18 protein-coding genes, 3 tRNA genes and 1 pseudogene are annotated in these 21,226 nt (G+C 67.3%); 8 read left to right on the forward strand and 14 right to left on the reverse strand.

From position 1 onward, the window contains the following. Positions 1-624: 624 nt before the first annotated feature. The 3 genes from ACT3S3_RS09510 to ACT3S3_RS09520 all read right to left on the reverse strand — a co-directional run bounded on the left by ACT3S3_RS09510 (position 625) and on the right by ACT3S3_RS09520 (position 2,070). The gene (locus ACT3S3_RS09510; RefSeq protein WP_441579709.1) at positions 625-891 is read right to left on the reverse strand and encodes a helix-turn-helix domain-containing protein; all 267 of its coding nucleotides are present in this window, start codon (positions 889-891) and stop codon (positions 625-627) included. Between the two features lie 626 nt (positions 892-1,517). Beyond that, positions 1,518-1,590: transfer RNA gene (locus tag ACT3S3_RS09515), tRNA-Val, on the reverse strand. A gap of 51 nt (positions 1,591-1,641) precedes the next feature. Beyond that, positions 1,642-2,070 (reverse strand): DUF3052 domain-containing protein, encoded by a 429-nt coding sequence (locus ACT3S3_RS09520; protein ID WP_301443325.1) that lies wholly within the window; start codon positions 2,068-2,070, stop codon positions 1,642-1,644. A 352-nt stretch (positions 2,071-2,422) separates the two neighbouring features. Here ACT3S3_RS09520 and aceE point away from each other — a divergent pair, with 352 nt between their 5' ends. The 3 genes from aceE to ACT3S3_RS09535 all read left to right on the forward strand — a co-directional run bounded on the left by aceE (position 2,423) and on the right by ACT3S3_RS09535 (position 6,582). Next, positions 2,423-5,236: a pyruvate dehydrogenase (acetyl-transferring), homodimeric type gene (gene aceE / locus ACT3S3_RS09525; RefSeq protein WP_444615139.1), complete on the forward strand. Its 2,814-nt coding sequence runs from the start codon at positions 2,423-2,425 to the stop codon at positions 5,234-5,236. A gap of 109 nt (positions 5,237-5,345) precedes the next feature. Then, entirely contained in the window at positions 5,346-5,699 is a 354-nt protein-coding gene (locus ACT3S3_RS09530) for an acyl carrier protein (protein ID WP_301443323.1), read from the forward strand. A 4-nt stretch (positions 5,700-5,703) separates the two neighbouring features. Beyond that, a complete protein-coding gene (locus ACT3S3_RS09535; RefSeq protein WP_301443322.1) occupies positions 5,704-6,582 on the forward strand; it encodes a serine hydrolase domain-containing protein in 879 nt (292 codons plus the stop codon). A 52-nt stretch (positions 6,583-6,634) separates the two neighbouring features. Here the strand turns inward: ACT3S3_RS09535 and ACT3S3_RS09540 are convergent, their stop codons facing one another. The 3 genes from ACT3S3_RS09540 to ACT3S3_RS09550 all read right to left on the reverse strand — a co-directional run bounded on the left by ACT3S3_RS09540 (position 6,635) and on the right by ACT3S3_RS09550 (position 8,555). Next, positions 6,635-7,591 (reverse strand): SRPBCC family protein, encoded by a 957-nt coding sequence (locus tag ACT3S3_RS09540; protein WP_441579711.1) that lies wholly within the window; start codon positions 7,589-7,591, stop codon positions 6,635-6,637. 387 nt (positions 7,592-7,978) lie between these two features. After that, positions 7,979-8,263 (reverse strand): hypothetical protein, encoded by a 285-nt coding sequence (locus ACT3S3_RS09545; RefSeq protein ID WP_444615137.1) that lies wholly within the window; start codon positions 8,261-8,263, stop codon positions 7,979-7,981. A 220-nt stretch (positions 8,264-8,483) separates the two neighbouring features. Next, positions 8,484-8,555 (reverse strand) — tRNA-Asn (locus ACT3S3_RS09550). A 205-nt stretch (positions 8,556-8,760) separates the two neighbouring features. Here ACT3S3_RS09550 and ACT3S3_RS09555 point away from each other — a divergent pair. Then, positions 8,761-8,834: transfer RNA gene (locus ACT3S3_RS09555), tRNA-Ile, on the forward strand. 125 nt (positions 8,835-8,959) lie between these two features. On the opposite strand, the gene ACT3S3_RS09560 is transcribed toward ACT3S3_RS09555, so the two are convergent. The 3 genes from ACT3S3_RS09560 to ACT3S3_RS09570 form a co-directional block, all read right to left on the reverse strand. Next, positions 8,960-9,256, reverse strand: coding sequence for a metal-sensitive transcriptional regulator (locus ACT3S3_RS09560; RefSeq protein WP_367620321.1), 297 nt, complete (start codon positions 9,254-9,256; stop codon positions 8,960-8,962). A 182-nt stretch (positions 9,257-9,438) separates the two neighbouring features. Next, positions 9,439-10,107, reverse strand: a complete 669-nt coding sequence (locus ACT3S3_RS09565) for an MBL fold metallo-hydrolase (protein WP_444626717.1) — start codon at positions 10,105-10,107, stop codon at positions 9,439-9,441. Continuing rightward, positions 10,104-11,216 (reverse strand): S-(hydroxymethyl)mycothiol dehydrogenase, encoded by a 1,113-nt coding sequence (locus ACT3S3_RS09570; protein ID WP_301443666.1) that lies wholly within the window; start codon positions 11,214-11,216, stop codon positions 10,104-10,106. The genes ACT3S3_RS09565 and ACT3S3_RS09570 overlap by 4 nt, the downstream gene beginning before the upstream one ends. Before the next feature lie 147 nt (positions 11,217-11,363). Here ACT3S3_RS09570 and ACT3S3_RS09575 point away from each other — a divergent pair. Next, positions 11,364-11,594: pseudogene (locus tag ACT3S3_RS09575) on the forward strand (hypothetical protein); the annotation flags it as partial. Between the two features lie 161 nt (positions 11,595-11,755). On the opposite strand, the gene dnaG reads toward ACT3S3_RS09575, so the two are convergent. Beyond that, complete coding sequence (gene dnaG, locus ACT3S3_RS09580) at positions 11,756-13,741, reverse strand: DNA primase (RefSeq protein WP_441582168.1); 1,986 nt, start codon at positions 13,739-13,741, stop codon at positions 11,756-11,758. 66 nt (positions 13,742-13,807) lie between these two features. Here dnaG and ACT3S3_RS09585 point away from each other — a divergent pair, with 66 nt between their 5' ends. After that, positions 13,808-14,254: a ribonuclease domain-containing protein gene (locus ACT3S3_RS09585; protein WP_441579680.1), complete on the forward strand. Its 447-nt coding sequence runs from the start codon at positions 13,808-13,810 to the stop codon at positions 14,252-14,254. An 8-nt stretch (positions 14,255-14,262) separates the two neighbouring features. Here the strand turns inward: ACT3S3_RS09585 and ACT3S3_RS09590 are convergent, their stop codons facing one another. Beyond that, entirely contained in the window at positions 14,263-15,564 is a 1,302-nt protein-coding gene (locus tag ACT3S3_RS09590) for a deoxyguanosinetriphosphate triphosphohydrolase (protein WP_301444138.1), read from the reverse strand. Between the two features lie 40 nt (positions 15,565-15,604). After that, on the reverse strand, positions 15,605-16,273 hold the full coding sequence (locus ACT3S3_RS09595) for a YdcF family protein (RefSeq protein ID WP_301444137.1): 669 nt from the start codon (positions 16,271-16,273) through the stop codon (positions 15,605-15,607). Positions 16,274-16,323: 50 nt separating this feature from the next. Between ACT3S3_RS09595 and ACT3S3_RS09600 the strand changes: the two genes are divergently transcribed. Both ACT3S3_RS09600 and ACT3S3_RS09605 read left to right on the forward strand, forming a co-directional pair. Then, positions 16,324-18,420 (forward strand): TPM domain-containing protein, encoded by a 2,097-nt coding sequence (locus ACT3S3_RS09600; protein WP_441579678.1) that lies wholly within the window; start codon positions 16,324-16,326, stop codon positions 18,418-18,420. A gap of 108 nt (positions 18,421-18,528) precedes the next feature. After that, on the forward strand, positions 18,529-19,050 hold the full coding sequence (locus ACT3S3_RS09605; RefSeq protein ID WP_301443418.1) for a dihydrofolate reductase family protein: 522 nt from the start codon (positions 18,529-18,531) through the stop codon (positions 19,048-19,050). 20 nt (positions 19,051-19,070) lie between these two features. On the opposite strand, the gene ACT3S3_RS09610 is transcribed toward ACT3S3_RS09605, so the two are convergent. Continuing rightward, on the reverse strand, positions 19,071-19,664 hold the full coding sequence (locus tag ACT3S3_RS09610; RefSeq protein WP_301443417.1) for a hypothetical protein: 594 nt from the start codon (positions 19,662-19,664) through the stop codon (positions 19,071-19,073). Between the two features lie 19 nt (positions 19,665-19,683). Then, positions 19,684-21,066, reverse strand: a complete 1,383-nt coding sequence (locus ACT3S3_RS09615) for a glycine--tRNA ligase (protein WP_301443416.1) — start codon at positions 21,064-21,066, stop codon at positions 19,684-19,686. Between the last annotated feature and the right edge of the window lie 160 nt (positions 21,067-21,226).

Genomic DNA, 21,226 nt, shown 5'->3' on the forward strand with positions numbered 1-21,226 from the left:
CAACGCGGTGCCCTTGTCCCAAGGCTTCCGGGCCTCACGGTTGATTGACCCGTTGGTGCCGCGCTGGCCTGGACTGTAGGCCTCAGCGAAGAACACATCCAGACCCGACTCCTGAGTTAGGCGTGCATACTGGGCGATTGCAGCGCCCCGATCCCAGGTCAACGTCTTGAACTACGCCCCGTTCAGGCCGGATACCATCAGCACGTCGGGCAGCCCTCCGGAATCTTTCCCCGGTGTCAGTGCCTTCATGATCACAAAGGGGCTGGTGCGCTCAGCCAGCGTCGCTACACCCGATGACCAGGCCCCCTCTCAGTGCCCGACAACGGCCCTGCCGGCAACCTCAGCGGGCCCAGTGCAGATCTGCCTCATCCCAACGATCGGAGTGCGCCGTGACTGGCGTTTTTCCTGCCGGTCGGCGACGATGGCGCTTGTGCGGTAGGCGGATACCGTGGGCTTTCAGTGTGGCGATGGGTATGGCGTAAGTGTACTGGTAAATCGCCTCATGACTGATGGTTTCCCCGCCTGTACCCGGGGCGAATTCGCCGGTTGGGAGCCGCGGATCAGTGTGCGTGGTGGGGTGCGAACAGAAGTCCGTGTTTCCGATGCTGCCAGCAGCCTTCTGTTTCAGCCGCTCGGCCAGGCGCTTAGGCCCGATCCCTCGGGATAGATCGAAGCCGATCCAGGCGGGTAGCCGTGGCGATCGGGCGCCTTTGCGCTGCTGGGGCGCTTTCTACGATGCTCGGCTGTGTCGTCGGCGTGGTGGGGGTCATTAACACCACTGCTGCGGGCATTGGGGGTTATTTCCCTGCTGATCACTGACGCACTGCGCCCGGTCTTGGTCGCGATGGTGCGAAGACTGTCACCGTCATAGAGCAGGCACCGGATCCACATCCCTTCCCGGAAGTTGTGCTGCTCACGGCCCTTGATCCTCAGCTAGGGCAGAGCGGCGATTGACTGGTCGGGGTGGCGTCTGAACATAGTGACCATCATGGTCATCGACTATGGCTCCTCGTGGCAGGTAGACCCCCAGGTTCTGTCAGGGCCTGAGGTGTTGCTTCCACGACATGAACGGGGAAAGGTTCCATCCGGGTGCGCCAGCTGCAGACCAACGACAAGGTCAAGCGATTCCACCGCACGCTGGTCGGTGAGTAGACTTACGCGACGCCGTATTTCAGCGAAGCGAACCGCGAGGCGGTGTACGAGCTGTTGCTGCGCTACTACAATTACCGCCGAGCTCACATCGCTATCGGCAGTCTGACTGTCTCAGCGTAAATCCATGACCCGACGGAGAACTACAACTACGGCGTCACGGTTCTGCTTGTTAACCCGGAACAACAATGGAGGGAAACCAGCTGGCTCCGTCGGGTGGCAGAGCGCAACCCTGCGGGAGCTGTGAACTATCCCGGAGCGTCCCGCCCGGGTCGGCAGGTCAGTAGATTACACGGTAGATGGACTGACCGGAGAGAAAACCAACACCCTCAGAACCGGCAAGAAGGCTGTTCATTGCTTATCTGTTGTGCGCACTGACGGGTTCGAACCGCCGACCTGCTGGGTGTAAACCAGCTGCTCTTCCAACTGAGCTAAATGCGCGTCATCCCCACGCGGCCACTCCTGGGCCGACCGTCGGGAACCTGTAGAACTCTAGCGCTTCGTCCCGCCGGGGACCAGACAGGCCCCCTGCCAGGCGCCGAGGCGCGTCGAGATCGTCTGGACGAGGCCGGCGACCTGGGCGGACTCGGCGATCTCGCCCGGTTCCACCGTCCCCGGCGTGCCTGCGGCCGGGGTCAGCAGCCAGATACGGCCAGACTCCCCCAGGTTCCTGGTCGCGTCGACGAGTCCGTCGACGAGGTCGCCGTCATCGTGGCGCCACCACAGCAGGACGACGTCGACCATTTCGTCGGTCTCCTCGTCGAGGAGAGCCTCTCCGATGATCTCCTCGAGTCCCTCACTGATGGAGCTGTCGGCGTCTTCGTCCCAACCGAGCTCCTGCACGATCTGGCCGTTGGACACGTCCAACAACTCTGCCCAGTCCTGTCCTTCGTGCACTGCTGCGCCGGAGGCGTCTCCCACTTGCGGTTCCCTGACCTTTCCTCTGATATTTCTGGTGCCATTACTTCTTGCACCCCCAAGGAGGGTGCTTCGTGACGATCCCCCGAGTGGCGTATTTCACCATCCGGGCACTGCCCCGAGCCCGCGCGGGCCGCGCCTGGCGCGACACCCGCAGATCAAGGCACTGATCTCCCCTGCATAGTAGGGGAAGTATCTGGTCATGGCTAGGCGGTGGGCCAACTTGCCCGGCATCGCGCTGTAAATACCTACCCCGGTCTTCCGTAGTATCGAACAGTGACAGACCGTCGACAGGCCCCGCAGCCGCAGTCCAGGACCGCGGGCCAAGTCCTTTCCCGTACCCAGGAGGAGCGTCATGACATCTGCGTCCAGCAGGTCACCCAAGTCCGACAAGTCGGACAGCAATTTCAGCACCATCCGCGATGGCGTCGCGTCCTATCTCCGGGACTCCGACCCTGACGAGACCCAGGAGTGGATGGACTCCCTCGACGGTCTCCTCGGCGACGCGGGCCCGGACCGCGCCCGTTACCTGATGCTGCGCCTGCTGGAGCGCGCCTCCGCCAAGCGCGTCCCCATGCCCCCGCTGCTGTCCACGGACTACGTGAACACCATCCCCACCACCATGGAACCGGAGTTCCCCGGTGACGAGGACATGGAGAAGCGCTACCGCCGCTGGATCCGCTGGAACGCCGCGGTGATGGTCCACCGCGCCCAGCGTCCCGGCATCGGCGTGGGCGGACACATCTCGTCCTACGCCTCCGCCGCCGCCCTCTACGAGGTCGGCTTCAACCACTTCTTCCGCGGCAAGGACCACGCCGGCGGCGGCGACCACGTGTTCTTCCAGGGCCACGCCTCCCCCGGCATCTACGCCCGCGCCTTCCTCGAGGGCCGCCTCTCCGAGGAGGAGATGGACGCCTTCCGCCAGGAAAAGAGCAAGCCCGGCATCGGCATGCCCAGCTACCCCCACCCCCACGGCATGCCCGACTTCTGGGAGCACCCCACCGTGTCGATGGGCCTGGGCCCGATGAACGCCATCTACCAGGCGCGCTTCGACCGTTACCTCAACGACCGTGGCATCAAGGACACCTCCCAGCAGCACACCTGGGCGTTCCTCGGCGACGGCGAGATGGACGAGCCGGAGTCCCGCGGCCTCATCCAGCAGGCCGCCCTCTACAACCTCGACAACCTGACCTTCGTGGTGAACTGCAACCTGCAGCGCCTCGACGGCCCGGTCCGCGGCAACACCAAGATCATCCAGGAGCTCGAGAGCTTCTTCCGCGGTGCCGGCTGGAACGTCATCAAGGTCGTCTGGGCCCGCGAGTGGGACGACCTGCTCGCCAAGGACAAGGACGGCGACCTGGTCAACGTCATGAACACCACGCCGGACGGCGACTACCAGACCTTCAAGGCCAAGGACGGCGGCTACGTCCGCAAGTACTTCTTCGAGCAGAACCCGGAGACCGCCAAGCTCGTCGAGGACATGACCGACGAGGAGATCTTCGCCCTGCGCCGCGGTGGCCACGACTACCGCAAGATCTACGCCGCCTACAAGCGCGCACTGGAGACCAAGGACCAGCCGACGGTCATCCTGGCCCACACCATCAAGGGCTACGGTCTCGGCCACAACTTCGAGGGCCGCAACGCCACCCACCAGATGAAGAAGCTGGCCCTGGAGGACCTCAAGCAGTTCCGCACCAAGCAGGAGATCCCGATCTCCGACGAGGAGCTGGAGAAGGACCCGTACCTTCCCCCGTACTTCAACCCCGGTCCGGACTCCCCGGAGGTCCGGTACATGCTCGAGCGCCGCGAGGAGCTCGGCGGTGCCGTGCCGGAGCGCCGCAACTCCTACACGCCGCTGAAGGTCCCCGAGGTCAAGGACGGCGTCCGCAGCGTCCTGAAGGGCTCCGGCAAGCAGGAGGTCGCCACGACCATGGCGCTCGTCCGCGCGCTCAAGGACCTGATGCGTGACCCGGAGATCAAGAAGCGCCTCGTGCCGATCATCCCGGACGAGGCCCGCACCTTCGGCATGGACTCCTGGTTCCCGACGCTGAAGATCTACAACAACCACGGCCAGAACTACACGCCGGTGGACGCCGACCTGATGCTGTCCTACAAGGAGGCCACCTCCGGCCAGATCCTGCACGAGGGCATCAACGAGGCCGGCTCCATCGCCTCGTTCACCGCCGCCGCCACGTCCTACGCGACCCACGGCGAGCCGATGATCCCGCTGTACATCTTCTACGCGATGTTCGGCTTCCAGCGCACCGGCGACGGCATCTGGGCCGCCGCCGACCAGATGGCGCGTGGTGTCCTCATCGGCGCCACCGCAGGACGCACCACGCTGACCGGCGAGGGCCTGCAGCACATGGACGGCCACTCCCTGCTGCTCGCGGCGACCAACCCGGCCGTCGTGGCCTGGGACCCCGCCTTCGGCTTCGAGATCGGCTACATCCTGCGCGACGGCATCCAGCGCATGTACGGCGAGGGTGCCGGCAAGGACGGCCAGGGCGAGAACGTGATCTACTACCTCACCGCCTACAACGAGCCGATCCACCAGCCGGCCGTGCCGGAGAACCTGGACGTCGACGGCCTGCTCAAGGGCATCTACCTCTACTCCCCGGCCGACCGTCTGATCGGCACCGGCGAGCAGTCCGCCGGCGACGTCGGAGCCGCCCCGCAGACCGACCTGGTCGCCAACATCCTGGCGTCCGGCGTGGGTGTGACCGAGGCGATCCGCGCCAAGGAGATGCTGCGTGAGAAGTTCGACGTCAACGTGTCGCTGTACTCGGTGACGTCCTGGACCGAGCTGGCGCGTGAGGGTGCCGCGCTGTCGCGCGAGGCCCTGCGCCACCCGTCGGCGGAGACCACGAAGCCGTTCGTCACCGAGGTGCTGGACAAGGCCACCGGCCCGTTCATCGGTGTCTCCGACTTCGCCGCGGACCTGCCCGAGCAGATCCGCGCCTACGTCCCCGGCGACTACACCACCCTGGGTTGCGACGGGTTCGGATTCTCCGACACCCGTGCCGCGGCACGCCGCTTCTTCAACTCGGACGCCGAGTCGATCGTGGTCGCCGTGCTCGCCTCCCTGGCACGCGAGGGCAAGGTCTCCTGGGACGACGTCAACGACGCCGCCGAGGAACTGAACCTGACCGACCCCACCAAGGCCTGATCTGGCCTGATCTGGCCTGAGCAGGCGCAAGCGGGTTCCATCCACCTGATTGGTAAAGTGGTCCCCGACAGTGACGGGACCGCACGACCCTCTAGAAAGGTGGATGTCCGTGGAGATTTCACCGGATGCCCGAGACAAGCTCGCCGAGAAGCTCGGCGGGGAACCTGCCGACGATGCCGCGAAGGGGTCACGCCCCGCGCGCAACGCCCGCAGCGCCTCGGTCGACCCGGTGACCAGGATCTCCATGATCATCGAGGACGCCACCGGTGTCGACGTCGAGGAGATCAGCGCCGACAGCGACCTGACCGACGACCTCCACATCGACTCGGTCTCGCGCATCGACATCGCCATCCGCATCGAGGACGCCTTCGGCGTGCGCGTCGAGGAGGAGGACCTCGACTCCGCGCGCACGGTGCGTGACATCGTCCGGTTCGTGGAGGCCCGCTCCACCACGGACGCGTAGGTCCATGACAGCGCAAGACGCCGCGAGCGCCGACATCCTCGCCGCGGTGGACGCCTGGCCGGTCGACACCGTCGCCGCCGGCCTCCTCGCCCCGGGCGGTACGGCCACCCACGGGGATGTCGACCGGTTGTTCCCGCTGGCCAGCGTGAGCAAACTGATCACCGCCTACAGCGTCCTGATCGCCGTCGAGGAGGGCGCCTTCGCCCTCGACGACACCGTCGACGACGTCGTCGCCGAATACGGTGCGACGGTGGACGGTCCGTCCGACGCCACCGTGCGTGAACTGCTCAGCCACGCCTCCGGCGTAGGTATGAGCTCGCGGGAACGCGAGAAGCCCGCACGGACGCGGCGGATCTACTCCTCGGCCGGATACGAGATCCTCGCCGACCTCGTCTCCGCCACCGGTATCGACTTTGTGGACTACACGCGCGCCGCCGTGTGCGAGCCGCTGGGTATCCCGGAGGCCGACCTGGACCTCTCCGGCTCGGCCGGGCACGGTTTCAGCGCCACCGTGGCGGCGATGACACGCATCGCCGCCGAGTTCCTCTCCCCCACCCTGATCTCCGGGCAGACCTGGGACGAGGCGCTCACCGCACAGTTCGCCGACCTGGACGGCATCGTGCCGGGCTACGGGCGCCAGACGCCGTGCCCCTGGGGGCTGGGCGTGGAGATCCACGGCACCAAGTCACCGCACTGGGTGGGTTCCTCGATGCCTCAGGACGTGGCCGGGCACTTCGGTCAGTCCGGCACCTTCCTGTGGTTCCACCGTCCCAGCGGGCAGGCCGCCGTGGTGCTGACCGACCGTGCCTTCGGCCCGTGGGCGAAGGAACGTTGGGCCGGCTTCAACGACGACCTGTGGGACGCGCTTCAGACCTCCAGCTGATCGAGGCGGGCGTAGCTCGTCTCCATGCCGTCGACCATGCCGGTGCCGAGGATCATGTCCCGGGCCGCGACGCCCGGGTAGTGATCAGCAGCGTGAGCAGCGTACCCTCCGCCACCGGGGCGAGGGACAGTTCATTGCGGGTCACCGGGCCGTCCGGCACGGGCGTGCCCTCCCCGTCGGTCATCATCTCGGTGGTGACCGCGCGGTAGGGTTCCTCGGCCTCCAGGACCTCGCCGGTGAAGCCGAACGCCGGGGCGGGCTCGGCGGTCGCTGAGGCGTCCGGCGTGGCGTCCGGCGTGGCGTCCTGCTGCCATCCGAAGCGGTAGGACTCCCCGACGGTGCTGGACACCTCGCACACGGGCATCGACCAGCCGTCCGGGCCCAGCTGCCACCTGCGCAGGACGTCCGCATCGTGGTGCGCCCGCCAGGCGTGCCGCACGTCGCCGGCCAATACCCGGGTGATGCGCACGACGGTGTCGGAGATGACCGTCAGCTGCGTCCCGGTCCCGGGCGCGGCGGAGTCCGGGTCGGCGAGGACGCCGTCCAGCTGCCCCATAGCTGCCTCCAGACCCTCCGCCATGCCCATGCCCACGAGTTTGTCCATGTCCTCGGAGCTGGCGAAGGAGGTCACCATGGTCACCGTCGCGCCCTCCTCCGTCGCGTCGAACCGGAAGGACATCGTCATCTCCGGGGCGTCGGTGTTGGGGTTGCCGGACGCGTCGGCGAAACCGTCCGTCACCACGAAGGAGTGTGGTGCGTGGACCTCGGTGAAGGACCAGTACCCGTGGGAGGTGTCCCCCTCCGGACCGGTCATGTAGTAGTGCGTGTGGCCGCCGACGGCCATGTCGTTGCGCACCACGGTGGCGGGGTAGGTCGGTGGTCCCCAGAAGCGTTCGAGCTGCGAGGGGTCCGCGTAGGCGTTCCAGAGACGGGACGGGGAGACGGGGTAGTCGCCGGTGATCTCGATGCTCGAGGTCTCCGGTCTCATACTGACGGTTCTGACAGGCATGACGACGCTCCTTAGGCGGGAGGTCCAGTATATGCACAGCGCACAGGCCTGGAACAGGGCCAAACGGACTCACGCGTTGCGTTGCTTCAACTCACGTTCAGCGGGGACGGCCTCAGTTCCTGTGGGCGCGGGGCTGTGCCGGAGAAGGTCTGCGAGCACCCACACGACCAAGAGCACGTGAAGGGTGATCATCACTACCAGCGCGACGATATCCGTCCCAGGAGTCTGGATACTCGCCGGTCCGATCAGCCCCTGTGCCGAAATCCACAATCCGTAGCTGGAGACCAGGACGACGCCGACGGCGCCGAGCGCAGCCAGTGGGCGTGCTGAACGCTGCAGGCCGGCGCACAACCCGGTCACGCATCCCACGGCCACACCCGTGAGGGTTCAGTACGCAACGGCTTCGACTGCGAAGTCCTCCAGCGTGCCTAGTGCCAGCTGTACCGGGTAGTACGTCGCGCCTGCTATTCCGGTGGACGCTGCGCCGAGCACCGCGGCACGAAGTGGTCGGGCCTGCCGGTCGACCAGGCGAACAACGAGATAGCCCCACCAGCTCCAGAGCCAGGCAACTCCGAAGATCTGGCTGAGTACCGCCGACCCGGGAAGCACGCCTGTGTACGTCACAACAGTGACCACGGTCAGGGCGACACCCGCGCCCAGAGCGATGAACACGGATCGAATGAAGGAAGAAACGGTGAACCCCCGGATATAAGAGCGGTACCCCGCAGGAGCGAGGTCCTACTTCAACGTGACAACGACGAGACTACTGGGGCAGACCAGTAGGAGTTGCCGGTTCCGTCAACCTGGATCCCTGCTGGTTGGGCTGAGCGAAGCAACTAAACGAAGAACCCCAGGTGGCACAACCATTGGTCGCACTACCTGGGGTTAGATGCTCCTCCAGCTGGACTCGAACCAGCAACCCTTCGATTAACAGTCGAATGCTCTGCCATTGAGCTATGGAGGATTATGTCGGCGGGGCATGCTCTGCCCTGCAACGGAATGGAACTTTACAGAGCGTGGCGCGAAGGATCAAATCAGTGCCTTCACCTGCAATGACACCGGTGTTCGCCGCACCCTGCTCACGGGCGCCGGCACGGGCGGAGAACCCCCTCGGCGACCAAGGGGCACCTGCCCGGAGGGCTCATCGCCGTGTGCTTAAATGTGCCTACGGGGCTATAGCTCAGTTGGTTAGAGCCGCGGACTCATAATCCGCTGGTCGCGGGTTCAAGCCCCGCTGGCCCCACAAAAAGCAGAACCCCCGGTCGCCACCGACCGGGGGTTCCTCTTGCCTTGGAGGGACGCCAGGTTCACGTCTCCCGGGGCCTCTCAGTCAATGAGAATACCGAAGTACTCCGCACCAGCCCTCCCCTACTTCAACAGCCGCCCGACGGCCGCGGAGACCTCGTCGAGCTTCTCCAACGCCTCGTCCTCCCCCTGCTGTGCCGCGTGCAGCACGCAGTGCTGCATGTGGTCGTCCAGCAGGGCCAGGGCAACACCTTTGAGCGCCGACTGCACCGCCGACACCTGGGTGAGGACGTCGATGCAGTACGTGTCCTCGTCCACCATGCGGTGCAGGCCACGGACCTGCCCCTCGATCCGCTTCAACCGGGCGAGGTAGCGCTTCTTGTCCGCACTGTAGCCGTGCACACCGTCCTGCTCATCCACCCCGTCGCCGGCGCTACCGGAGGTGTGGGTGCCGCAGCCGCAGCCGCCCTTGTCGGCGTCAGTACCGGCGCCGGCGTCAGCACCGACCACAGCGTCGTCGGTCAACAGGTTCTCAGGCACGTCCCACTCCTTCATCCAAATATTTCTTTCACCCCCGACAATACCCCTGCAGGGTATGCGGATCAATAGCCGCGGGCGATCCACTCCTCCAGGTGCGGTGCCTCGTCACCGATCGACGTCGCGTCACCGTGACCGGTGTACACCTCGGTCTCCCCCGGCAACGTCAACACCTTCGACCGCAACGACTCGACGATCGTGTCGAAGTCACTGAACGAACGCCCCGTGGCCCCGGGACCACTGGCGAACATCGTGTCGCCGCTGAGCAGCACCTTCGCCTCCGGCAGGTACAGGCAGCACGACCCCGGCGAATGCCCCGGCGTGTTGATCACCCGCAGCCGGGTCCCGGCCACGTCGAAGACCTGACCGTCCGCCAGGTCCTCGTGCCCCACACCAGGGTGGGTCTGGTTCCACAGCATCTGGTCACCCGGGTGCACGTGGATCTGCGTGTCCAGACGCTCCGCCAGCTCCGGGGCCACCGTCACGTGGTCGTTGTGCGCGTGCGTGCAGATCACCCCACGCACCGTCCTGTCCCCGACCGCGTCGACGATCGCGTCGGCGTCATGGGCGGCGTCGACGACGACCACCTCGTCATCGTCACCGATGACCCAGATGTTGTTGTCGACCTCCCACTCACCGCCGTCCAGGGCGAAGACCCCGTGGGTCACCACCCGGTCGATGCGCAGCCCGGTACCCGAGCTGCCCGAAACCCCGGTCGATCCCTGCGCGTTCACAGCTCCACCACCGAACGCAGCACCGAACCCTGCTTCATCTTCTCGAACGCCGCCTCGACGTCGTTGATGCCCACCCGGTCGTCGACGAAGTCGCCCAGCGGGAAACGGTCCTGCAGGTACAGCTCCGTGTACATCGGGAAGTCCCGCTCCGGCAGGCAGTCGCCGTACCAGGAGGACTTCACCGCCCCACCACGGGCGAACACGTCCAGGAACGGCAGCTCCAGGGTCATCTCCGGGGTCGGCACACCGACCAGCACCACACGTCCGGCGAGGTCACGCATGTAGAAGGCCTGGGTGAACGTCGCCGGCAGACCGACCGCGTCGACCACGACGTCCGCACCGACCCCGCCGAGGATCTCCTGGACGGCCTGTACCACCGGCTGGTCCTCCCCGGTGCCCTCGCCGGACAGGTCGGACGGGTTGACCGTGTGCGTCGCACCGAACGTCAGGGCCCGCTCCAGCTTCGCCTCCGACAGGTCCACGGCGATGATCGTCGTCGCCCCGGCGAGCTTCGCCCCGGCGATCGCGGCCATGCCGACACCACCGGCACCGATGACGGCCACGGTCTCGCCACGCTTGATCTCACCGGTGTTGACCGCGGCACCCAGCCCGGCCATCACACCGCAGCCCAGCAGCCCCACGGCCGAGGGGTCGGCCTGCGGGTTGACCTTCGTGCACTGGCCCTCGTAGACCAGGGTCTTCTCCGCGAACGCGCCGATGCCCAGCGCCGGCTCCAGCTCCGTGCCGTCGGCCAGGGTCATCTTCCGCGAGGCGTTGAAGGTGTCGAAGCAGTACTTCGGCTCACCCTTCTTGCACGCCCGGCACTCCCCGCACACCGCGCGCCAGTTCAGCACCACGAAGTCGCCCTCGGCGACGTGGGTGACGTCCTCACCGACGGTCTCCACGACACCGGCGGCCTCGTGGCCGAGCAGGAACGGGTAGTCGTCGCTGATCCCGCCGTCGCGGTAGGCCAGGTCGGTGTGGCAGACCCCGCAGGACTGCACGCGTACGACCACGTCGTTGGCACCGGGGTCCGGGACGACCACATCCACCAGCTCCACCTCGGCGCCCTTGCCGCGTGCGATGACTCCCTTGACCGTTGTACTCACTTGGCTGCTCTCCTCATGTCCGTGACTTTATGGTGCCCACGAGGATACGGATGATTCCCCGCGGTCGCGTGAGGTCCTCGGGGTAGGGTGGGGGTCGAACGTCACCTTGCCCGTCCTGCCCCCAGTACGCACCAGGAGAGAATTTTCATGATCCAGCTGGTCATCGGAGCCGCCGCCGGATACGTCTTCGGCACCAAGGCCGGACGCCGCCGCTACGAGCAGATCCGGCGCGGCTACGAGGCTGCGGTCAACTCCCCGGCAACGCGTCGCGCCGTCCAGGCCGGTCGCAAGGCCCTGGCCGACCGGATCGACCCGGAGCCGCGCATGCGCGAGCTCCGCGACGTGCGCGGAGTCAACGGCACAAACGGGATCGACGAGCTGGACGTCCTCGAGAACGACGCCGCCGAGTACGAGGAGGACATCTTCGTGGAGGCCGAGCAGCCGCGCATGCGCGACGCCAAGGGCCGCCCCGTCAGTGAGCAGGACGGCTCGGGTGCCGCCTCCACCGGACGGGCGGGCAGGTTCGCCCGCCGACGGGCCTAACCGCGCAGGTCGCCGTAGCTCTGCGCCTGCTCCTGCAGGGTGCGCCGGTACTTCTCCAACGCCATGAGGTCGGCGAAGGTGTTGTTGTACTCCTGCTTCTTCGCCCCGCCCTGGTCCGGACGCATGCGCTGCATCCGTGACTTCAGCTCGGCGATCTCCATGCCGACCCAGCGCTCCTCCATCCGGGCGACCACCGCACCGGCGTAGAACTGCAGCCGGTCGCGCTCGCACCGCGGCACCTCCACGGCCAGCTCGCTGATCACCGCGCGGCACATCACGTCGTCGGTGGCGGAGGTGACCGCGTCGATCCAGTCGGCACCGGCGGCGTGGCGTCCCCCCTCGCCCACCGAGCCGACCCCGCCGGCGGCGGCGAGCGCCGAGGCCACGGCCACGTAGGTGGGGTGCTCGAAGGAGTCCGGCAGCAGTCCGTCGGCGTCCGAACCCACCATCTCCGGCTCCTGCAGCATCAGCTTGAGCACCTCGCGCGCGGGCTCCAGGTACATGTCCGACGGGTCCGGACGGCTCAGCATCGAGGTCACGTTCGACCCGGCGGCCGCCCCGGCCTTCTCCGCCTCGGCTGAGCGGCGTGCCAGACGCGCCACGCCCTCCTTGAGCTCCGGGCCCTGGCTGCCGCGGCGTCCCTTCGCTGCCTCCGCACGCACCTGGCTGACGACCTCGGTGGGGTCCGGCCAGCTCAGCCAGCCGGCGGCCTGGCGGGCGTACTCGTCACGCAGGGCATCGTCCCGGATGCCGGCGAGCACCGGGACGATCCGGCGCATCGCCTCCACGCGGCCGTCGATGTGGTGGGTGTCGTAGCCGCGGATCACCGTGCGGATGACGAACTCGAACATGGGGATCCGGTCGGCGACGATCTCCCGCACCGCCGCATCACCCTTCTCCATGCGCACGTCGCAGGGGTCCATGCCGTCCGGCGCGACGGAGACGTAGCTGCGTCCGGTGAACTTCTGGTCGCCCTCGAAGGCACGCAACGCGGCCTTCTGCCCGGCCTCGTCACCGTCGAAGGTGTAGATGATCTCGCCGCGGAAGAACTGGTCGTCCACCATGAAACGACGCAGCATCTGCAGGTGGTCCTCGCCGAAGGCCGTACCGCAGGCGGCGACGGCGGTCGGCACGCCCGCGGCGTGCATCGCCATCACGTCGGTGTAGCCCTCCACCACCACGGCCTGGTGGTCCGAGGCGATGGACTTCTTCGCCAGGTCGATGCCGAAGAGCACCTTCGACTTCTTGTACAGCAGTGTCTCGGGGGTGTTCATGTACTTGCCGAGGTTGTCGTCCTCGAAGAGCTTGCGCGCGCCGAAACCGATCACGTCGCCGGCCACCGAACGGATCGGCCACAGCAGCCGACGGTGGAAGCGGTCGATCGGGCCACGGTTGCCCATCCGGCTCAGGCCGGCGTCCTCCAGCTCCTTGAACTCGAAACCGCGGCGCAGCAGGTGCTTGGTGAGCGTGTCCCACCCGGCGGGGGCGTACCCGCAGCCGAAGGTGTCCACGATCTCCCCGTCGAACCCACGGTCGCGCAGGAACGCCCGCGCGGTCTCCGCCCCGGCGTCCTCCTGATCCTTGAACCGCTCCATGTAGAACTCGTGGGCGGCGCGGTTCGCCGCCACCAGACGCTGCCGGGTCCCCGGCTCGACCCGGTTCACCGGGCCACCGCCCTCGTAATTGATGCGGAAGCCGATGCGCTCGGCGCACTGCTCCACGGCCTCCGGGAAGGTGACGTGCTCCATCTTCATCAGGAAGCTGAAGACGTCGCCGCCCTCGCCGGTGGCGAAGCAGTGGAAGTAGCCCTTGTTCGGGCGGACGTGGAAGGACGGTGTCTTCTCGTCCTTGAACGGGCTGAGCCCCTTCATCGAGTCCACACCACCCGGGGTGAGCTGGACGTACTCGCCCACCACCTCCTCGATCGGGGTCTGCTCCCTGATCGCGGCGATGTCGGTGTCCGGAATCCGCCCTCGTGCCATGCGACCATGATAGCCACCCGCGCCAAACCCGCCGCACATACACCGGATGTGGTCCGGTGTGGTCTACTGACCACCGTGGCTACACCGAACAACAAAGTCCTCGGCGGTCTCGCCGGCGCCGCGATCGTCCTCGTCGCCGGCTACCTCGGCATCGACGCCGTCACCGACGACAACAGCAGCGACAACAGCTCCGGCAGCTCCGGCAGCGAGGCCGACACCTGCGCGGTGGCCTCGCTGCCCGAGGACGCCGACGAGGTCATCGACTCCATCCTCGGCGACGGCACCTTCGCCCACCCCGACCACGACGGCAAGCATTTCGGCAACTACGAGGGCGTGCTGCCCGAGGAGTCCGGCGACTACTACCGCGAGTACACCGTCACCACCCCCGGCCTGGACCACCGTGGGGCGAGGCGCATCGTCGTCGGCGGTGGGACGGACACCGACCCGGACGTCTGGTACTACACCGCCGACCACTACGAGAGCTTCTGCGCCATCCCCGACGCCGAGGACTGACTCGGTACTTAACCCCAGGCGGCGCTGATCGCCGAGGCCGACCGGTCCAGCCGTTCCAGACGCGCCTCGGTCAGTGAGGCGACCTGGTCGATGACCACCCGCAGGCGGTCGGCGTCCGTCGCGGCGGCCTCCCACCAGGGACGGAACAGCAGGTCCAGGCTGCCCGGCGCGCCCTGCGTGAGGTAGTTGGTGACGCGGAAGATGCGGTCGCGCTGGCGCTCCTGGTCTGCCAGGTGGCGTCCCTCGTCCATGACGTAGAGCACCGCCAGGGACTTCAGCAGCACGACCTCGGCCTTGACCTCCGCAGGGATCGCCAGGTCGGCGGCGTAGCGCCCCAGCGGGACACGGTGATCACCGGCGCCGTCCGACAGGTGGGCCTGCCGGGTGGCGGTCACCGCCGCGGTAACGAAACGGCTGACCAGCTCACTGGTCAGGCCCTTGAGCGCGGCGAGGTCCTGGAGGGTGCCGTGGAAGTCCGCGGCGCGCGCGATCGGCGGCATGCGACGCAGGCGGTCCGCGGCGTCCAGCAGCTCCTCGGGGTCGCCGCCGAAGGCGCGCGCACCCTTCTCCGCCAGGGCGGCGAGTTCCACGAGGTCCCACAGCACGTTCATGCTGATGCGCCCGGAGACGATGCCGTCCTCCACGTCGTGCACCGAGTAAGCGACGTCGTCGGCCCAGTCCATGATCTGGGCCTCGAGGCACTTGCGTCCCTCCGGGGCGCCCTCACGGATCCAGGACAGCACCTCCAGGTCGTCGGTGTAGCAGGAGTACTTGCGACGCCGCGTCCCGTCGGGCGCCGTCGGCCCCCACGGGTACTTGCAGGCGGCGTCCAGCGACGCGCGCGTGAGGTTCAGCCCGTAGCTGCGTCCGTCCGGCCCGACGGTCTTCGGCTCCAGGCGCACGAGGATGCGCAGGGTCTGCGCGTTGCCCTCGAAACCGCCGCAGGACGCCGCGGCCTCGTCGAGTGCTCGCTCGCCGTTGTGCCCGTACGGCGGGTGGCCGATGTCGTGCGTCAGCCCCGCGAGGTCGGCGAGGTCCGGGTCCACGCCCAGGGTCTTGCCGATGCCGCGGGAGATCTGGCCGACCTCGAGGGAGTGTGTGAGCCGCGTGCGCGGGGTGTCGCCGGAGCCGGGCCCCACGACCTGCGTCTTGTCCGCTAGACGCCGCAGCGCCGCACTGTGCAGCACGCGCGCACGGTCGCGGTCGAAGTCGTCGCGGGCGTCGGGCACCGCGCCGTCGACACCGAGCGACTTGCCCGGCACCCCGATGATCCGGTCCAGGTCATGGGCGGTGTAGCCGTATCGTTGCACGGTGGTCCTGCTCCCTCTTCTCAGTGGTGGTCAGTCTTCGTCAGTCTTCGTCGACGGTGTAGTCACCGCCGCCTTCCTCGGTCGCCCGGTAGTACATCAGCCCACCGGTCTCGTGGATGATCGCGTCCAGCTGTTCCTTGCGGCTCGACACCGCCGGCCCCTGCCTGGTCGGCGAGGCGTGGGCGTCGACACCCTGGTCGCCGACCATGCTCGTGGCGCGCAGCGAATGGTTCGGGTCGGTGACGACCAGCACGCGGTCCCACCCGTTCTCCTCGGCGACCGGGGCGAAGGCCTCGGCCGAGCCGAGGGTGTCGGCCCCCTCGTTGATCTCGGTGATCGCCTCGTCCGGCACGCCCTGCTCTCGCAGGTAGTCCGCGCCGGCCTCGGCCTCGGTGTACACGTCGCCCTCGAGCTTGCCACCGATGGTGGTGATGTGCGCCGACACCCCCTCCTCGTAGAGGTCCACGGCGTGGTCGAGACGGGCGGCGAACCACTGCGACGGGGTGCCGTTGTACTGTGCCGCGCCGAGGACGAGGATCGTGTCCGCCTGCGTCCGGTCGTCCTGCCGGGCGTACGCCCAGACGTGCGCCGCCGTGGCGAGCGTGAGGACGATGGCGATGACGACCGTGCCGACGACCATGTAGATCAGTCCACGTATGCCCGCACCGGCGGTACGTCCTGCGGTGCTGCCCAAGGTTCTGCCGTTCATGGGCCTAAGACTACGCACCCGAGTTCGCGGATTTCGTTATTGTGGGATGCATGTATGCTGCGAATCACTCCCGGAATCTTTCCCGGCCCTCCCCCTCCGTCCGACTCCGGCGCTTCGCCGCCTCGGTCGCCGTCGCGGGGATGGCAGGGGCCGGTCTGGGACTGGGGCTGGGGGCCGGTTCCGCCGCCGCGGCACCTGCAAAGGACGTGGCCCAGAACGTGGCACAGGACGCTGCGACGACCGTGCTCGCGCAGGGCACCGCCACGGAATCCGACGCCTCCACCGACATCACCCTGGACTCCCAGGTCGTGGACCAGGCAGGCGTGCTCTCCGACTCCGAGCGCAGCTCCATCGAGGAGACCCTCGCCGACGGGCCGTCCGAGACCGGGGTGAAGGGGTACCTGGTGTACCTCGACGGCGTCGAGGACCGAGATTCCCTGGCGAACCAACTGCAGTCAGAACTCCAGATCAACAACGGACTGGTCATCGTCGTTGACACCTCAACGGGAGGAATCAGCACGGTTCCTGGCGAAAGCGTGCCCAACAGCGTCACCGAGGACGTGAACTCGACGATCAGAGACAACATGGGAGGTGGAAACTGGGCGGCAGGTGGTCAGGCCGTCGCCGACGTTCTCGCCGACGTCACCCCGGCCTCCACCTACGCCTGGGGCGGCGCTGCGGCCGTGGTCGTGGTCGGCGGTGCCGGCGGCGCTGTCTGGTACTCGCGCAAGAAGAAGCACGAGAACGAGGCCGAGCAGCTGGAGTCCGCCCGTACGATCACCCCCGACAACACCGACGACCTGTCCCAGCAGCCCACCCACGTCCTGCGCACGCTGGCCAGCGAGGAACTGCACAGCACCGACGAGTCGATCCGCAAGGGTCACCAGGAGCTCGACACCGCTGAGGCGGAGTTCGGTGAAGAGCGAACCCGCGACCTACGCAAGGCCCTGGAGGTGTCGAAGAAGGCGCTCGCACGCGCCTACGACACCCACCAGCGGCTGCAGAACGGGCTGTTCAGCGGCGAGCACGAGGAACGTGCGCAGCTGATCGACATCATCTCCTCCTGCGGCACCGCCGACGAGAACCTCGACGAACAGGCCGAGCGCTTCGCCACCCTGCGCGAGAAGCTGATCGACGCCCCCGAGATCGTCGAGAAGTTCTTCCAGCAGACCGTGGAGCTGCGCTCGCGGATCCCGCGGTCCAGGGAGATCCTGGAGTCCCTGTCCAGCAAGGTCGACCCGGAGCTGCTCGAGTCCGTGGCAGACAACCCCGACATCGCCGAGGCCGAGATCTCCGAGGCCGAGCAGGCGATCACCCGTGCCCGTGAACTGCTGAACCTGCCTGCCGGCCAGCAGGGCGAGCTCATCGACGCCGCCGGTTCCGCACACCTGGCGATCAAGCAGGCAGACAGTCAGCTCTCCGCCGTGGAGCACGCCGAATCCCAGCTGCACGAGGCGCAGGCCAGCCTCGACTCGCTCATCCAGGAGGTCGACGAGGAGATCACGGAGGCCACACACCTGGCCGCGAGTAACGCCGAGATCGACCGCGCGGAACTGGGCAAGGCGGTGGAGCGGGCGAAGACCGCGCTCGCCGCGGCACGTGAGAAGGGCGACAAGGATCCGCTGGGCACCTACTCCGAGCTGCTGGACGCCGACGGTGAACTCGACATCCAGCTCGACGAGGCCCGCGGGGCGGAGAACAACTACCAGCGCACCCTCGGGATGGTGGACCGCACCATCGCCGACGCCACCAACCACCTGCGCGCCGTCGAGGACACCATCCACACCCGTGGCCGCATGATCGGCGTGGAGGCCCGGTCGGCCGCACAGTCGGCCGGTCAGGCCCTGGACGCCGCACACCAGCAGCGCGACACCAAGCCCCGCGCCGCCTTCACTGCGGCTCAACAGGCCAATGCCCTGGCCCGCCAGGCCTCCCAGCTGGCCCGTCGTGACATCGAGGAGTACAACCGCCGCAACAACTACTACGGCCGCGGTGGTGGCGGAGGCGGAAACCTCGTCGCCGGCGTCGTGCTCGGTTCACTGCTGAGCGGCAACGGTGGATTCGGCGGAGGCTTCGGTGGTGGAGGCGGTGGCTTCGGTGGCGGGGGCGGTGGCTTCGGTGGAGGCGGCGACTCCTTCGGTATCTGACGCGCCACATCCCCCCCCCAACCCAGGTCACAGGTTCCCGGAAGGGATCAGAGGCCTGGGTTTCTCCATGTTCGAGGCCCACCGAGGTACCCGACTACCCTCGGCTCCATGACCACCCACTACTTCACCGCGTCCAGTCTCGACGGGTTCATGGCCACCGCCGACCACTCACTGGACTGGCTGACGTCCCAGGACTTCGACTGGGACGGGCCGATGTCCCCCGAGCAGTTCACCGAGGGGATCGGCGCGCTCGCCATGGGCGCCACCACCTACGAATGGCTGCTGGCCAACGCCGACGACTGGCCGTACAGTGCGCCGACCTGGGTCTTCACCCACCGTGACCTCCCCGGCGTCGAGAACGCGGACATCCGGTTCACCCAGGATCCGGTGGCCGAGGTGCACGCGGCGATGACGTCCGCCGCCGGTGACAAGGACCTGTGGATCGTGGGGGGCGGGGATGTCGCCGGACAGTTCGCCGACGCCGGTCTCCTCGACGAGGTGTGGATCCAGTACGCCCCCGTCACCCTCGGGTCCGGCGCTCCCCTGCTCCCCCGTCGCCTCGACCTGGAACTCGTGGAGACAATGAGAAACCGGGCGCTGGTCTGCGCCCGGTTTCGTGTCGTCCGCTAGAACGGACGTCGGCTAGGACCTCAGAGGAACCCGAGGAAGTAGAGCACCAGGAACGGGATCAGCACGATCAGGAAGATCGACAGCCGCCAGGTGGTGGACAGCACCCGGGTCTCCATCGCGTGCCGTGCGACCCACGACAGGAACACCTGCACGTCCAACGGGAGCTTCTTGCCCGACCCCACGAAGGAGACGTGCACGTTCTTCAGCCCGCCGTTCTCCGAGCTGAACTGGCCGATCTTCCTCGCATTCGACAGGTCCAGCGGCTCGTCCGGATCCTCTGGCGCCTTGAACAGCACGAAGTCCTTCTTCGACTCCGCGTGGATCAGCACACGGTGCCGGTCGGCGACGCAGCTGACGTTCTTGGACGCGCCGAAGGTCTTGGCGTCCCCCACGGCGGTGAACACCTGCGAGCCGGTGTCCTCACCCGTCGTCGCCGTCATCCGCGGCCCCTCGTCCGCCTCGAGCTGCCAGGTGTCGCCACCGAAGCGGATCGACGCGACGTCGCGCTCCACGGAATACTCACCGACCCGGTCCATGTCGCTGGGTAGCCCGGCGTAGATCGGGAAGGTGTGTCCGTCGGACGGGACCGTCCAGCGGATGTCAGGGTTCGGCATAAGGGGATCCGTCCTCCGTCTAGCAGCCGGCGAGACGCTCGGCGAGGTATCCCTGCAGCTTGTCCATGCTGACACGCTCCTGGGACATGGTGTCGCGCTCGCGCACGGTGACCGCGTTGTCCTCCAGGGAGTCGAAGTCGACGGTGACGCAGAACGGCGTGCCGATCTCGTCCTGACGACGGTAACGACGCCCGATGGCACCGGAGACGTCGTAGTCGACGTTCCACAGGCCACGCAGCTCCTCGGCGACCTTCTCGGCCGTCGGGGTCAGCGTCTCCTTCTTCGACAGCGGCAGGACGGCGACCTTCACCGGCGCCAGACGACGGTCCAGACGCAGGACGGTGCGCTTGTCGACGCCGCCCTTCGTGTTCGGCGCCTCGTCCTCGAAGTAGGCGTCGACGAGGAAGGCCATCATCGCACGACCCAGGCCGGCGGCCGGCTCGATGCAGTACGGGATCCACCGCTCGCCCGACTCCTGGTCGAAGAAGCTGAGGTCCTCACCGGAGTGCTCGGCGTGGGTCTTCAGGTCGTAGTCCGTACGGTTGGCGACACCCTCGAGCTCGCCCCACTTCGAACCGGCGAAGTTGAAGGCGTACTCCACGTCCACCGTGCGCTTGGAGTAGTGGGACAGCTTCTCCTTCGGGTGCTCGAACAGACGCAGGTTCTCCGGGTCGATTCCCAGGTTGACGTACCAGTTGAACCGGTCGTCGATCCAGGTCTGGTGCCATTCCTCGTCCTCGCCCGGCTTGACGAAGAACTCCATCTCCATCTGCTCGAACTCGCGGGTACGGAAGATGAAGTTGCCCGGCGTGATCTCGTTACGGAACGACTTGCCGGTGTTCGCGATACCGAAGGGCGGCTTCTGACGGGACGCACCCATCACGTTCTTGAAGTTGATGAAGATGCCCTGGGCGGTCTCCGGACGCAGGTAGTGCAGGCCCTCCTTGTCGTCCACCGGGCCCAGGTAGGTCTTGAGCAGGCCGGAGAACTCCCGCGGCTCGGTCCACTTTCCGGGCTGGCCGGTGACCGGGTCGTTGATGTCCGCCAGGCCGTTGGGGGCCTCGTGGCCGTGCTTCTCCTCGTAGGCCTCCAGGAGGTGGTCGGCACGGTAGCGCTTGTGGGTGTACAGCGACTCCACCAACGGGTCGGAGAACACCTCCACGTGGCCGGACGCCTCCCACACCTGCGTGGGCTGGATGATGGAGGTGTCGACACCGACGACGTCCTTACGGGAGGTCACCATGTGACGCCACCACTGGCGCTTGATGTTCTCCTTGAGCTCCACGCCCAGGGGACCGTAGTCCCAGGCGGAGCGCGTACCGCCGTAGATCTCACCTGCAGGGAACACCAGTCCCCTGCGCTTGCAGAGGTTGACGACGGTCTCGATGTTACTTGCGGCCATGGGCTCCGGGCACTCCTCGAAAGACGGTGGGGTAGACGGTCGTTCAGACAATCACGCCCATGATACCGGGGACGTCACACGGAAGCACCCGGCGGGTCCGACCCCACCCGCCGCCGGCACGGGCCGGGCTCATCAAGGCATTAAAAAGGACCCGCGAAGG

Source organism: Corynebacterium sp. AOP40-4SA-5 (assembly GCF_052377355.1).
GTDB lineage: Bacteria > Actinomycetota > Actinomycetes > Mycobacteriales > Mycobacteriaceae > Corynebacterium.

Coding starts and splice junctions, on each gene's coding strand:
- ACT3S3_RS09510 (WP_441579709.1), bottom strand. CDS start 891: ATGTGGATCCGGTGCCTGCTCTATGACGGTGACAGTCTTCGCACCATC.
- aceE (WP_444615139.1), top strand. CDS start 2,423: ATGACATCTGCGTCCAGCAGGTCACCCAAGTCCGACAAGTCGGACAGC.
- ACT3S3_RS09535 (WP_301443322.1), top strand. CDS start 5,704: ATGACAGCGCAAGACGCCGCGAGCGCCGACATCCTCGCCGCGGTGGAC.
- ACT3S3_RS09540 (WP_441579711.1), bottom strand. CDS start 7,591: ATGCCTGTCAGAACCGTCAGTATGAGACCGGAGACCTCGAGCATCGAG.
- dnaG (WP_441582168.1), bottom strand. CDS start 13,741: ATGGCACGAGGGCGGATTCCGGACACCGACATCGCCGCGATCAGGGAG.
- ACT3S3_RS09595 (WP_301444137.1), bottom strand. CDS start 16,273: ATGAACGGCAGAACCTTGGGCAGCACCGCAGGACGTACCGCCGGTGCG.
- ACT3S3_RS09600 (WP_441579678.1), top strand. CDS start 16,324: ATGTATGCTGCGAATCACTCCCGGAATCTTTCCCGGCCCTCCCCCTCC.
- ACT3S3_RS09605 (WP_301443418.1), top strand. CDS start 18,529: ATGACCACCCACTACTTCACCGCGTCCAGTCTCGACGGGTTCATGGCC.
- ACT3S3_RS09610 (WP_301443417.1), bottom strand. CDS start 19,664: ATGCCGAACCCTGACATCCGCTGGACGGTCCCGTCCGACGGACACACC.
- ACT3S3_RS09615 (WP_301443416.1), bottom strand. CDS start 21,066: ATGGCCGCAAGTAACATCGAGACCGTCGTCAACCTCTGCAAGCGCAGG.